This window comes from Mesorhizobium sp. M1217 (genome assembly GCF_040318275.1).
In the GTDB taxonomy this organism is placed as follows: domain Bacteria; phylum Pseudomonadota; class Alphaproteobacteria; order Rhizobiales; family Rhizobiaceae; genus Mesorhizobium.
Map to the genome: position 1 here is coordinate 120,743 of NZ_JAMYMA010000006.1, position 13,034 is coordinate 133,776.

At 62.9% G+C, this 13,034-nt stretch carries 10 protein-coding genes; 5 read left to right on the forward strand and 5 right to left on the reverse strand.

Features of this window, described 5'->3' with window-relative positions; genetic code table 11:
- Positions 1-54: 54 nt before the first annotated feature.
- The 4 genes from NKH37_RS12145 to NKH37_RS12160 form a co-directional block, all read right to left on the reverse strand.
- Positions 55-798 carry a lytic transglycosylase domain-containing protein gene (locus NKH37_RS12145; RefSeq protein WP_352857900.1) on the reverse strand — a complete coding sequence of 248 codons (744 nt, stop codon included), beginning with the start codon at positions 796-798 and terminating at the stop codon, positions 55-57.
- A 185-nt stretch (positions 799-983) separates the two neighbouring features.
- Entirely contained in the window at positions 984-1,751 is a 768-nt protein-coding gene (locus NKH37_RS12150) for an N-acetylmuramoyl-L-alanine amidase (protein WP_353041056.1), read from the reverse strand.
- The gene (locus NKH37_RS12155; protein WP_023721214.1) at positions 1,748-2,467 is read right to left on the reverse strand and encodes a J domain-containing protein; all 720 of its coding nucleotides are present in this window, start codon (positions 2,465-2,467) and stop codon (positions 1,748-1,750) included. The genes NKH37_RS12150 and NKH37_RS12155 overlap by 4 nt, the downstream gene beginning before the upstream one ends.
- A 319-nt stretch (positions 2,468-2,786) precedes the next feature.
- A complete protein-coding gene (locus NKH37_RS12160) occupies positions 2,787-2,993 on the reverse strand; it encodes a hypothetical protein (RefSeq protein ID WP_353003450.1) in 207 nt (68 codons plus the stop codon).
- A gap of 172 nt (positions 2,994-3,165) precedes the next feature.
- Here NKH37_RS12160 and NKH37_RS12165 point away from each other — a divergent pair, with 172 nt between their 5' ends.
- The 3 genes from NKH37_RS12165 to NKH37_RS12175 are packed head-to-tail and all read left to right on the forward strand — an operon-like array spanning position 3,166 to position 9,039.
- On the forward strand, positions 3,166-7,047 hold the full coding sequence (locus tag NKH37_RS12165; RefSeq protein WP_353003451.1) for a hydantoinase B/oxoprolinase family protein: 3,882 nt from the start codon (positions 3,166-3,168) through the stop codon (positions 7,045-7,047).
- Between the two features lie 31 nt (positions 7,048-7,078).
- Positions 7,079-8,377, forward strand: a complete 1,299-nt coding sequence (locus NKH37_RS12170) for a BtaA family protein (protein WP_031194591.1) — start codon at positions 7,079-7,081, stop codon at positions 8,375-8,377.
- Positions 8,374-9,039: a class I SAM-dependent methyltransferase gene (locus NKH37_RS12175; RefSeq protein ID WP_023721217.1), complete on the forward strand. Its 666-nt coding sequence runs from the start codon at positions 8,374-8,376 to the stop codon at positions 9,037-9,039. Before NKH37_RS12170 ends, NKH37_RS12175 begins: the two co-directional genes overlap by 4 nt.
- Positions 9,040-9,248: 209 nt before the next feature.
- Here the strand turns inward: NKH37_RS12175 and NKH37_RS12180 are convergent, their stop codons facing one another.
- Positions 9,249-10,628 carry a serine hydrolase domain-containing protein gene (locus NKH37_RS12180; RefSeq protein WP_353003452.1) on the reverse strand — a complete coding sequence of 460 codons (1,380 nt, stop codon included), beginning with the start codon at positions 10,626-10,628 and terminating at the stop codon, positions 9,249-9,251.
- 318 nt (positions 10,629-10,946) lie between these two features.
- Between NKH37_RS12180 and NKH37_RS12185 the strand changes: the two genes are divergently transcribed.
- Positions 10,947-11,744, forward strand: a complete 798-nt coding sequence (locus tag NKH37_RS12185; protein ID WP_352481550.1) for a glycoside hydrolase family 25 protein — start codon at positions 10,947-10,949, stop codon at positions 11,742-11,744.
- Between the two features lie 80 nt (positions 11,745-11,824).
- Positions 11,825-12,997 (forward strand): lytic murein transglycosylase, encoded by a 1,173-nt coding sequence (locus NKH37_RS12190; protein WP_352481551.1) that lies wholly within the window; start codon positions 11,825-11,827, stop codon positions 12,995-12,997.
- Positions 12,998-13,034: the final 37 nt, after the last annotated feature.

Below are 13,034 nucleotides of genomic sequence, written 5' to 3' on the forward strand. Positions count from 1 at the left end.
CGTATAAAGGGGTTCAGGCCCGAAAACGCAAACGAAAAAGCAAGTTATCGCTTGTCAGGCGGGCGCTCCAAGTGCTGCCAGCTGCACCTTGACCTTGCCGCAATAGGCTGCGGACACCGGGTTCATCCGTGTGGCGCCGTGGCCGGCATTGTATTTCAGGATCGTGCCGCAGGTCGTGCCGCCGCCGAGATCCCGCGCCATGGCAAGGTACTTCATGCCGTATTTGATGTTGGTATCGGGATCGTAGAGACCCTGAACCGAACCGCTATAGCCCATCATTCTTGCCGTCGCCGGCTTGATCTGCATCAGGCCGATCTCGCCGGCGCTGCCGACCTGGTTCGGCTGGTAGTTGCTCTCGATCTTGATGACGGCATTGGCGAGCGACACCGGCACGCCGTAGCTGGCGGCATATCGCGCAATGATCGCCGAATACTGTCCGCTGCCGCCGACAACCGCCGCCTGGGGCGCTGGCCTGCTCTTCGGAGCGACTGACGCCGTTGCCATGTGGTCGATACGTTTGCGGTTACGCTTCACATGCTGTTTGGAGATTGTCTTTCTCGCAGCGGTTGGCCTTTTCGCGGAGACTGGCTTTTTCGTTCTTACCGCGGCCGCTTTTTCCACTTTTGCGGTGGTGGTCTTCTCTACTTTTGCACCACCTTTCGGCATGGCGGTTTTGCCGGCTGCGGCACTGAAGCCCTGATCGGCCCGTTGGCTCAGCGGTGCGCCGTTCGCCGCGCTGAAGGCAAAAGTCATTACGCCGGCAGCAATGGCTGCCGTTAAAACGGTCAATTTCTGCATGTGATCCTGTTCTGTTTGATCTGCACAAAGAACTTCGCGCAGATACCCTCAATCAACATCGGAACATCTGGGGGGATAGAGGTCCGACAATCTGTACGGATCGCCTTTGACGACGGAATTGGCGCCAAAGAAGGCGGCGCAAGTCACTTTAGGTAACAGATTGTAACTTTTAATCTGGGAAAAGATTATTTGAGAGAGGCTATCCTTGCGGAAGCGAGCAGCCTTTCCAGCGTGCGGATCGTCGATCCGTCAGCCATGCCATCGACCAGGCGCTGCCGGAAATGCCGCTGAAATGCCTCGACCACGATTTCGGTCTGCCGGTCGAAAGCGCCGGTGATCTCGACGCCATAACCATAGAGCGACAGCATCGACTGCAGCGCCTCGACCTCGGCGCCGGTATCATCTGGCTTCAGTACGGCGCCGCGCCGGATCGGTGCTGCCGGCACAACATGGCCGACACCGGCGGCAAACAAGGCTTTCCATGGAAATTTCTCGCCCGGATCGACCTTGCGCCCCGGTGCCACGTCGGAATGGGCGAGCACCCGCTGCGCCGGAATGGAATGGCGCTCGACGATGCCGGCGCACAGGCCGATCACCCCGTCGATCTGCGGTTTTGGAAAGTTGCGATAGCCGAGCATATGCCCCGGATTGACGATCTCGATGCCGATCGAACAGGAGTTGACGTCGCTCCGTCCGAACCACGAGCTCGTGCCGGCATGCCAGGCGCGGTCGCTTTCCCTTACCATCTGAACAATGCGGCCGTCCTCATGGACCAGATAGTGCGACGAGACCTCGCTTGCCGGATCGCACAGCCATGCCTCGGCACCGGCGCCGGTCGCCATGCCGGTGTAGTGCAGCACGATCATATCGGGTCTAAGCGTGCCGCGCCGCGGTCCGAAATTCGGCGATACCCTGACCTCGGCGCTCGGCTCGTCGGGCGGAAAGCCGCTCATGCGTGCCGCAGGCCTCGCTCGATCATCTCATAGGCCGCGTTGATCGCCGCCAGCCTGGTCGTCGCGATCTTGATGAATTCCTGCGGCAGGCCGCGTGCGATCAGCCGGTCCGGATGATTGTCGGAGACCAGCTTGCGGTAGCGCCTGCGGACCTCCTCGAACGGCTTCCCACGCTCGATGCCGAGCACAACATAAGGATCGGCGGCGCCCAGATCGACATGCCGCGCCAGGATGCTCTGGTAGTGCGCCTCATCGATGCGGAAGATCTCGGCGATGCGATGCAGGAATTGGCGCTCGCGCTCATGCACCAGCCCGTCGGCCTTGGCGATGTGGAACAGCCCGTCGAGTATGTCCTCCAGCATCAGGCAATTCGAATGGCCCGAACCGCAAAGCTGCGCCATCCGCTCGGCATAGGTTTCGAAACCGGCAATGTCGCGTTTGGCCAAATCGTAGAGCCGCGCCACATTGCGCCTCTGTTCCTTCGGCACCTCGAATATTTCCTGGAAGGCGCGCACCTCGTCTTGGGTGACGATGCCGTCTGCCTTGGCCATCTTGGCCGACAGCGCGATCATCGCCACCGAGAAGGCGACGCGCCGGCGCAGATCGGCATCGCCGGAGAAAACCGTGCGCACGGCTTCGACCACTTCGGCGACGCCTGACGACGCTGAAGATGAAACGCGTGTGACGAAGTCGCCGAGGCGGTCCCAAATCGACATGAGGGTTTCATAGGGCCAACCGCCCATCGCTATCAAGCCAAGACAGTGCCGCAGGGGCTGGCCCAATCGATTTGGCGGAATGCCTGAGGCGGCTGGCGCTAGCGCTCACCCATGGAAAATCCGCAGACGGCAGCCTCGCCGCGCAAACGGCGAGCCTGGCGATTGGCGCCTTGGGTCGTCGTTTCGGCGCAAGTAAGGGGCGAGGCGTACTTTTCGCGTTGCGGTTACCTGCGTCGGCGCACTCGGCCGCAAAGCGCGGGTATCGTAAGCAGCAGAAAGGCCGGCGTGTGAGGCCGGCCTCTCTTGGTTGTCACATCAATTATTGCGCCGGGGCAGCCGGCGCAGGAGCGGGCGCCGGGGCCGGCTCGGCAGGTTTGTTGGCGTCAGGAGCAGCCGGCTTCATCGTCTGGTCGGATGCCGGCGGGTTAGTGCTCTGCGTCGTAGTGTTGTCGGTGCCGCTGTCGCTGCAGGCCGCAACGCCAAGCAAGGCAAGCGCCGAGACCGACACAAGAATGAGTTTCTTCATGATATCTCTCCTCTAATCACGCCACCGTTACCGGCGACGATCGAGGACACAATGCATCAGGTCATGATGAGTTTCGTAACGTTGCGTTTCCGCGTGTAACATCAAGCGCTTGGCCGTACAAAGCGTTGAGCACTAACAGGATGCGTAAAATGAAAATGCCGGAGGCGCTGCCATGACCGCAAGATGGGATTTCTGGATCGACCGCGGCGGTACCTTCACCGACATCATCGGCCGGGACCCGGAAGGCGGGCTGCATCCCAGGAAACTCCTTTCGGAAAATCCCGAAGCCTATGCCGACGCTGCCATCCAGGGCATTCGCGAACTGCTCGGCGTCCAGCCCGGCGCCCCAATCCCTTCCGCTCTGATCGGCGACGTCAAAATGGGCACCACGGTCGCCACCAATGCGCTTCTCGAGCGCAAGGGCGACCGCGTGCTGCTGCTCATCACCAAGGGCTTCCGCGATGCGCTGAGGATTGCCTATCAGGCCAGGCCCGATATCTTTGCCAAGCAGATCATCCTTCCCGAACAGCTCTACGAGCACGTCATCGAGATAGACGAACGCGTGCGCGCCGACGGTCGTGTCGAACGCCTGCTCGACATCGCCTCCGTGCGTCCTGCCATCGAACAGGCCAAGGCTGACGGTATCGATGCGGTCGCGATCGTCTTCATGCATGCCTGGAAACATCCCGATCACGAAAAGGCGGTCGCCAAAGTCTGTCGAAAGCTCGGATTCTCGCAGGTCTCGGTCAGCCACGAGGTCTCGCCGCTGATCAAGCTGGTCGGCCGCGGCGACACCACGGTGGTCGACGCGTATCTGTCGCCGATCCTGGCAAGGTATGTGCAAAGGGTTGCGGCGGAACTGGGTGCCGCGCCAATCTCCCCCCTTGTGGGGGAGATGTCGGCGAAGCCGACAGAGGGGGGCGCTGTCCCGCCAACATCTCAGTCTGTCACGCCCCCCTCTGCCCTGCCCCCTTTGCCGCCACTTGGCATCTCCCCCACAACGGGGGAGATTGGCCAATCCCCCCGCCTTATGTTCATGATGTCGTCGGGCGGCCTCACCGCCGCCGACATGTTCCAGGGCAAGGATGCGCTGTTGTCCGGCCCGGCCGGCGGCGTCGTCGGCATGGTCGAGACGGCAAAACTCGCCGGTTTCGGCAAAGTCATCGGCTTCGACATGGGCGGCACCTCCACCGATGTCGCCCACTATGATGGCGACTACGAGCGCGCCTTCGACACCGAGGTCGCCGGCGTGCGCATCCGCGCGCCGATGATGCGCATCCACACCGTCGCCGCCGGCGGCGGCTCGATCCTGCACTATGAGGCCGGCCGCTTTCGCGCCGGGCCGGATTCGGCCGGCGCCAATCCCGGCCCGGCCGCCTACCGGCGCGGCGGTCCGCTTGCGGTCACCGACGCCAATGTCATGCTGGGAAAGCTGCAGCCCGACTTCTTTCCGGCCATTTTTGGGCCGGGCCAGGACGAACCGCTCGACGTGCGGACAGTTCGCGAGACGTTCACCGCACTTGCCGCCGAAATCGGCGACGGCCGCTCGCCGGAAGCCGTTGCCGAAGGGTTCGTCACCATCGCCGTCGAAAACATGGCCAATGCCATCAAGAAGATTTCGGTGCAGCGCGGCTACGACGTCACCGAATACCTGCTGAATTGTTTCGGCGGCGCCGGCGGCCAGCACGCTTGCCTCGTCGCCGATGCGCTCGGCATGGAGGCTGTGCTGATCCATCCCTTTTCCGGCCTGCTCTCGGCATACGGCATCGGCCTGTCCTCGGTGTTTGCGTCACGCCAGCAGGCGCTGCTGAAGCCGCTGGCGGACGATTCCGGGCCGGCGATCAACGAGCTCATCGCAACGCTGCGCAAAGCCGTCATCGACGAACTCGCCGCGCAAGGCATCACCGAAGACGCGGTCGCCTCGAAGCCGGTGCTGCAGATCCGCTATGACGGCACCGATACCGCGCTGCCTGTGAACTTTGGGCACGGCTCGATTGCGCAGGCCAAGGCGGACTTCGAACTGGCGCACAAGGCGCAGTTCGGCTTCGTCTATGACGACAAGCCGATGATCGTCGAATCGGTCGGCGTCGAAGGTACCGATACCGGCAGCACCGGCCGCGACGAAAGCGATTCATTTCTTGAACACAAGGCCGCAAGTCCTTCCGGGACGCGGAAAATTTTCGTCGACGGCATCTGGCGCGACGCTGGCATCTTCCCTCGCGAAACGCTGAAGCCCGGTAACAAGATCGCCGGCCCCGCTTTGATCATCGAGCCGAACCAGACCATCGTCGTCGAGCCCGGCTGGCAGGCCGAGATCACCGCCAAGGACCATGTACTGATGCGCCGCATCGAGAAGAAGCACCGGCAGGCCGCACTCGGCACCGAAGCCGATCCGGTGATGCTGGAGGTCTTCAACAATCTGTTCATGTCGATCGCCGAGCAGATGGGCGTAACGCTGCAGAACACCGCCTATTCGGTCAATATCAAGGAGCGGCTCGACTTCTCCTGTGCCGTTTTCGACCGGAATGGCGCGCTGGTCGCCAACGCGCCGCATATGCCGGTGCATCTCGGCTCGATGGACCGCTCGGTGGAGACCATCATCCGGCTCAATTCCGGCGACATTCACCCCGGCGACGTCTTTGCCCTGAACGCCCCTTACAATGGCGGCACGCATCTGCCTGATATCACCGTGGTGACACCGGTGTTTTCCCTCCCCCTCGAGGGGAGGGTGGCCGCGAAGCGGCCGGGTGGGGTCCTCTCAGAAGGCACCACAAATGCGTCGAGCACTGCCGCAACGACCCCCTCCGGCGGCTTCGCCGCCACCTCCCCCTCGAGGGGGGAGGAGATCCTCTTCTACGTAGCCTCGCGTGGCCACCATGCCGACATCGGCGGCACCGCGCCCGGCTCGATGACGCCGCTTGCCACTACCGTCGATGAGGAAGGTGTGCTGTTTGACAATTTCCGCATCGTCGATCGCGGCAGGTTCCGCGAGAAGGACCTGGAGACGCTGCTGACCGACCACCCCTACCCGGCGCGCAATCCGCACCAGAACATCGCCGACCTCAAGGCGCAGATCGCCGCGAACGAAAAGGGCGTCGCCGAGCTGCGCAAGATGGTCGCGCATTTCGGCCTTGGCGTCGTCGAAGCCTATATGGGCCATGTCCAGGACAATGCCGCCGAAAGCGTGCGTCGCGTACTGGAGCGGCTGCCCGACAGTTCCGAATACGAATATCCGACCGACACCGGCCAAATGATCAAGGTGAAGATATCGGTCGACCGGCACAAGCGCGAAGCGACCGTCGACTTCACCGGCACGTCGCCAGTGATGAAGAACAATTTCAACGCGCCAGAGCCGGTCGCCCGTGCCGCGGTGCTTTATGCCTTCCGCGTCATGGTCGAAGACAACATCCCGATGAATGCCGGATGTCTGCGGCCGATCAACATCGTCATTCCCGACGGCTCGATGCTGAAGCCCGCCTATCCCGCGGCAGTCGTCGCCGGCAATGTCGAGACCTCGCAGCACGTCACCAACGCGCTGTTCGGCGCGATGAGGGCAATGGCCAATGCGCAAGGCACGATGAATAATCTCACCTTCGGCAACAAGCAGTACCAGTATTATGAGACGATCTGCTCCGGTTCGCCGGCCGGCCGCATGAACGACGGCCGCGGCTTTCACGGCACCTCCGGCGTCCACACCCACATGACCAATTCGCGCCTGACCGATCCGGAAGTGCTGGAACTGCGTTTCCCGGTATTGCTCGAAGATTTCCATATCCGCGAAGGTTCCGGCGGCAAAGGCAAATGGAATGCCGGCGACGGCACCAAGCGCACCATCCGCTTCCTCGAAAAAATGGAATGCGCGATCCTGTCCTCGCATCGCAACCGCCCGCCGCAAGGCCTGGACGGCGGCGGCGATGGCGAGGTTGGCTCGACCAAGATCCGCCGCAAGGATGGCCGCGTCGAGGTCCTGAAGGCCTGCGATCAGACCATCCTCGACGCCGGCGAGGCAGTCATCGTGACGACGCCGACGCCTGGTGGATTTGGCAAGGCCTGAACTCGCGTCAACAGGCTGTCACCGGCCTGTCATGACCCTGCGCTACCCGCTTGCGGCAAAGCAAACGGGGAATCGCCTTGCCATGACGGACATTTCTGGAGAACTGGTTTTTCGCCGCGGCAAGGAAGTTGGCAAAGCCGTCTACCAGAACCGCCCGCTGTCGAAAGCCGGCATCTCCGAGCGCTTGTTCGCCTTCCTGTTCTCCGGCCTTGTCTACCCGCAGATCTGGGAAGACCCCGAAATCGACATGGACGCGATGCAGCTCGGCAAGGGTCACCGCATCGTCACCATTGCCTCGGGCGGCTGCAACATCCTCGCCTATCTCACCCGGTCGCCGGAAAGGATCGATGCCGTCGACCTCAACACCGCCCACATCGCGCTGAACCGTATGAAGCTCGAAGCCGTCCGTCACCTGCCGTCGCAGGGCGACCTGTTCCGTTTCTTCGGCGCGGCTGAGACCGGGCACAATTCGCAGGCCTACGACCGCTTCATCGCACCGCATCTCGACCCGGTCAGCCGCCATTATTGGGAGCGCCGCAGCTGGCGCGGCCGTCGCCGCATCGCTGTCTTCGACCGCAATTTCTACCAGACCGGCCTGCTTGGCCTGTTCATCGCCATGGGCCATCGCACCGCAAAATTCTTCGGCGTCGACCCGGCCGACATCATGGACGCCAAGAGCATCGCCGATCAGCGCCGCTTCTTCGACGAAGAGCTGGCGCCGGTCTTCGAAAAACCGCTGCTGAAATGGGCGACTTCGCGAAAAGCTTCGCTGTTCGGCCTCGGCATTCCGCCGGCCCAGTACGATTCGCTGATCACCTCGGGTGACGGCACCATGGCCAGCGTGCTCAAGGCGCGGCTGGAAAAGCTCGCCTGCGATTTTCCGCTGAAGACCAACTATTTCGCCTGGCAGGCTTTTGCCCGCCGCTATCCCAATCCCGGCGAGGCCGCCCTGCCCGCCTATCTCGAAAAGCGCAACTACAAGACGATCCGCAACAATGTCGATCGCGTGGCAATCCACCATGCCAATCTGATCGAGTTCCTTGCCGGCAAGGATGCCGGTTCGGTCGACCGCTTCGTGCTGCTCGACGCACAGGACTGGATGACGGACGACCAGCTCAACGGGTTGTGGGCCGAGATCACCCGAACCGCCTCCACCGGCGCCCGCGTCATCTTCCGCACCGCAGCGGAACCCAGCCTGCTGCCCGGCCGCGTCTCGAATTCGCTGCTCGACCAGTGGCGCTACGAGAACGACGCCTCGCGCGAGTTTTCGGCGCGCGACCGCTCGGCGATCTATGGCGGCTTTCATCTCTACGTGAAGCAGGGCGCATGAGCACGACCGAGTTGCCGGCCAGCCATGCCGAGCTGATGGACGGCGTTTACCGCTGGCAGCGTCATATCTACGACCTGACCCGCAAATATTATTTGCTCGGTCGCGACCGGCTTATCGCCGGCCTGGATGTGCCGGCCGGCGGCACCGTGCTCGAGCTCGGCTGCGGCACCGGCCGCAACATCATCCTTGCCGCCCGCCGCTATCCCGGCGCGCGCTTCTTCGGCCTCGATATTTCGGCCGAGATGCTGGAGACGGCCACCGCCGCCCTTGCCCGCGAAGGCCTCTCCGGCCGCGTCACGCTGGCGCGCGGCGATGCCACGGATTTCGACGCAAAGGCGCTGTTCGGCGTCGAAAATTTCGACCGCGTCTTTGTCTCGTATTCGCTGTCGATGATCCCCGGCTGGGAGAAGACGGTATCCGCGGCTCTTGCTGCCCTGTCATCTGGCGGCTCGCTGCATATCGTCGATTTCGGCCAGCAGGAGGCCCTGCCCCGCTGGTTCCGCACGCTGCTGCGCGGCTGGCTGAAAAAATTCCATGTCGAGCCACGTCAATCGCTGCGCGCGGTTCTGGATTCGGAATCTGCAAGAACCGGTGCAAGCTTCCGTTTCCAAGCGCTTTATCGCGGCTATGCGTGGCTCGCTGTGATCGGCCTAGGTCGATAGCCAGGGTGTGTTGAGATTCAGGTCAGGCCGAGTCGAAAACGGTGGGCTCCGAGAACCGGCGCGGGGTGTACTTTTGGGTACGTGAGCACCGGCCTACGCCGGCCGTAGCCTTAACTGCCACGACCGCTCATGAGTGCTTTGGCCGGCGAAGGCCGGAAGCGCAGGAAACCGCCGTTTGCAGGCCGGTATCACCTGAATATCGATACAGCCTAATGCAGCGCCTTGACCAGCGCCGCCACCATTACCTGCGGCCGGTAGCCGAGCCTGGCCGGCGTCAGCCCGAGCCGCACCACAACCAGCTGCTCGGAGGGAATGATGGCGACCGTTTGCCCATCATGCCCCTCCATCCAGTAGGTGTGCTTGGGCAGGCCGGCGGCAATGCCGGCGCCGGGATTTTCCTCGTCGCCCGGCCCTTCGATCCATAATTGCCCCTTGCCGTAGACCTTCGAGGCAGTTGCCGGTTCCCGCATCCAGTCGACGAAGCCGGCGGGCAGGATCGCCTTGCCGTTCCAGACGCCACCCTGCAGCAGGAATTGGCCGAAGCGCGCCCAGTCGCGTGCCGTGGCATAGAGATAGGACGAGCCGACGAAGGTGCCGTGCTCGTCGGCCTCTAGCACCGCGCTCCGCATGCCGAGCGGATCGAACAGCGCGACCCTCGGCCACGCCAGCGCCTTGTCCTTGTCGCCGATCGCGTCCTGCCACAATCGGGACAGCATCACCGCCGTGCCGCTCGAATAGGAAAACACCTTGCCGACCTCGCCGGTCAGCGGCTTGGATCCGGCAAATGCTGCCATGTCCGGTTCGAGATAGAGCATGCGCGTCACATCGGCGACGTCGCCATAATCCTCGTTGAATTCCAGTCCGCTCGACATTGCCATCATGTCGGCGAGGCTGATCACGGCACGGCCATCTGCTTGCCAGGGTCGAAACAGGCCCTGGTTGGTGATCGCCAGCTTGCCGTCCTTCATCAGCGTGCCGACGATCGCCGCATTCACCGTCTTGGTCATTGACCAGCCCAGTAGCGGGGTCTTTTCGGAAAAGCCGTCGCCATAGCGCTCTGCGACGATGCGGCCGTTCTTGACCACCACCACCGCCCGCATGCCAGCACCGGTCAATGCCGGATCGTCGAGGATTGCCGTGACCTCGGGATCCTGCGAGGCATCGGCCTTGTCGCCCTCCGGCCAGATCGCATCGGGCAGCGGCGCCGGCGTCGGTGCAACTCCCGCGACAGCCTTGGCGGCGGCAATATCGCTGTCGGGAACCGAGGCGCAGCCGAGCCCGTCGCGGGCGACCGCGACACTCTTGCCGAGCCCGCCGAACAGGCCCGCCGAAACCGTTCCCTTCTCCTTGTCCACCGACACTCTCATCAGCTTCAGCAGCGGATGGCCCGGCGCCTGCACATCGACGGCGAGCACGTCGTCGGCGTCTCGCCCTGCGATGAAGACGTTCGAACAGACGATCTTGGCCGAATAGCCGGAACCGACGCGGATCAGTTCCGGCGGCGCGAAATACAGCCAGCCGGCGAGCATCGCAGCGGCCAGCACAGCCAGGCCCAGCAGCCATTTGACGAACTTCAGAAGGATCTGCATTTTTTTCGAATTCCCCCCGAGCGCGATCTATGTCATCGATTTGCCGCCATTGTTTCGGCAAAATCGCGGCTCTTGTCGAGCGCCGTCAACCGAATATCAACCATGATCGGCGATCACGAGGGACTGGGCGATTCTGTGGGGTGATCGTCCGGCTGGGCTTGCATGCATGTGTCCCAAACTGCGCAACGGTTTGGGAATGCATGAAACGAAGATCCAGGCGCTTCGCGTAAGTCAGTTTCAAACGCGTCGCGCCCGGTCGAGGGGCCACCCGCGGAAAGACCCATCAGCGGCCGGCTGAAACCGGCTCGGGAAGTAGCGATGCGCCGTTTCGCGGTCCTCATCACGCTGATGCTGCTTGGTGCCTGCTCGACGGTCGATGATCTGACGCCATCGCTGTCGTCGTCCAGCGCCCCGACGGTTGCGGTACGCGCGCCCCGTTTTGCCGATTCCGACCCGCATGAATGGGATAGCGGCGCACCGTGGAGCTACGCCGTCCACGGCACCGACGTCTCCAAATACCAGACATCGATCGACTGGCCGGCGGCCAGGGCCAGCGGCATCTCCTTTGCCTTTATCAAGGCTACCGAAGGCGGAGACCGGTTCGATGAAGCTTTCAACGAGCATTGGAGCCGCACGAAGGCCTCGGGTATCCCCCGTGCCGCCTATCATTTCTTCTACTTTTGCACGCCGGCCGCTACCCAGGCGCGCTGGTTCATCCAGAACGTGCCCAAAGACAGTTCGGCGATGCCGCCCGTTCTCGACATGGAATGGAACCCGAAATCGCCGACCTGCAAGCTGCGGCCAGATTCCGCCACGGTACGCAGCGAGATGAGCACATTCCTCAAAATCGTCGAAAAACATTACGGCAAGAAGCCGATCATCTACACGTCGGTCGACTTCTTCGAAGATAATGGTCTATCGGGTTTCCGGGGCTACCCCTACTGGCTGCGCTCCGTCGCCGGGCACCCGCGCCAGAAATACGGCAGCCATCCATTCACCTTCTGGCAGTATACCGGAACGGGCGTCGTGCCGGGCATGGCCGGAAACGCCGACATCAACGTCTTCAACGGCTCCGAAGCCGCCTGGAAGAAGTGGTTGCGGCAGAACACCCGTTGACACCAGGCCTGCCGCCTGCTTTTCGACACAGCCAATGACGAATACCCGCAACCGCTGGTAATCTTCTCGGAAGGATGGCGATGCGATCGCGCTTTGGAATTCTCGCGGCGCTGCTCCTGACCGCCGTGCCGGCCGCGGCACAGCAATGCGGCGGCGATTTCGAGGCATGGAAGCAGGGCGTGGCGGCGGAGGCCAGGGCGGCCGGCGTCGGCGCTGCCGGCCTTGATGCGCTGGAAAACGCCACCCTCGATGAGAAGGCGCTGGCACGCGACCGCGCCCAGGGCGTCTTCACCCAGACCTTCATCGAATTCTCGAACCGCATGATCTCGTCGCATCGACTGAAGCAAGGCGCGGCCAATCTGCAAAAATATGCCGAGATCTTTGCCCGCGCCGATCGCGAATTCGGCGTCCAGGCGCCGGTCATCGCTGCTTTCTGGGCCCTGGAAACCGATTTTGGCGCCGTGCAAGGCGATTTCCACACACTGAACGCACTGGTCAGCCTCTCGCATGACTGCCGCCGCCCGCAGTTGTTCCGGCCGCAGATCGTGCCGCTGCTGATGCTGATCGATCGCGGCGTGGTGCCGGCCGACGTGACCGGTGCCTGGGCCGGCGAGATCGGCCAGACGCAGATGTTGCCTTCCGACTATCTCGGCCACGGCGTGGACGGCGACGGCAATGGCCTGGTCGACCTGCGCGGCAGCGCGCCTGATGTGATCATGAGCACGGCCAGCAAGATCCAGTCGCGCGGCTGGAAGCGCGACCAGCCCTGGATCGAGGAAGTCCGTGTGCCCGACGATTTGCCGTGGGAGCAGACGGGACGCACCAACAAGCTGCCGTTGATGCAATGGACCCAGTGGGGCGTTACCAGGCCAGACGGCACGCCGCTTCTCGACAACGGCCTGAAGGCCGGCCTGGCGCTGCCCATGGGTCGCAAGGGGCCAGCCTTCCTGACCTACGACAATTTCGACGTCTATCTCGAGTGGAACCAATCCTTCACCTATGCCCTGACCGCGGCAAATCTTGCCGCCCGGCTGGGGGGCGCGCCGCGATTCGATCCGCGCAACCCGGAACCCGGCCTCAACGGCGACGAGATGAAGGCGCTGCAGACCAAGCTCGAGGCGAAAGGTTATGACGTCGGTACCGTCGACGGCATTTTAGGCACCAACACCCGCGAAGCGATCCGCAAGGAGCAGATGCGGCTGGGCCTGCCGGTCGACGGCTGGCCGACGCTCGAGCTGCTGGCGAGGCTGTGAGGGCGGTGAATGGTGAATGGTGAATGGTGAAAAGAAT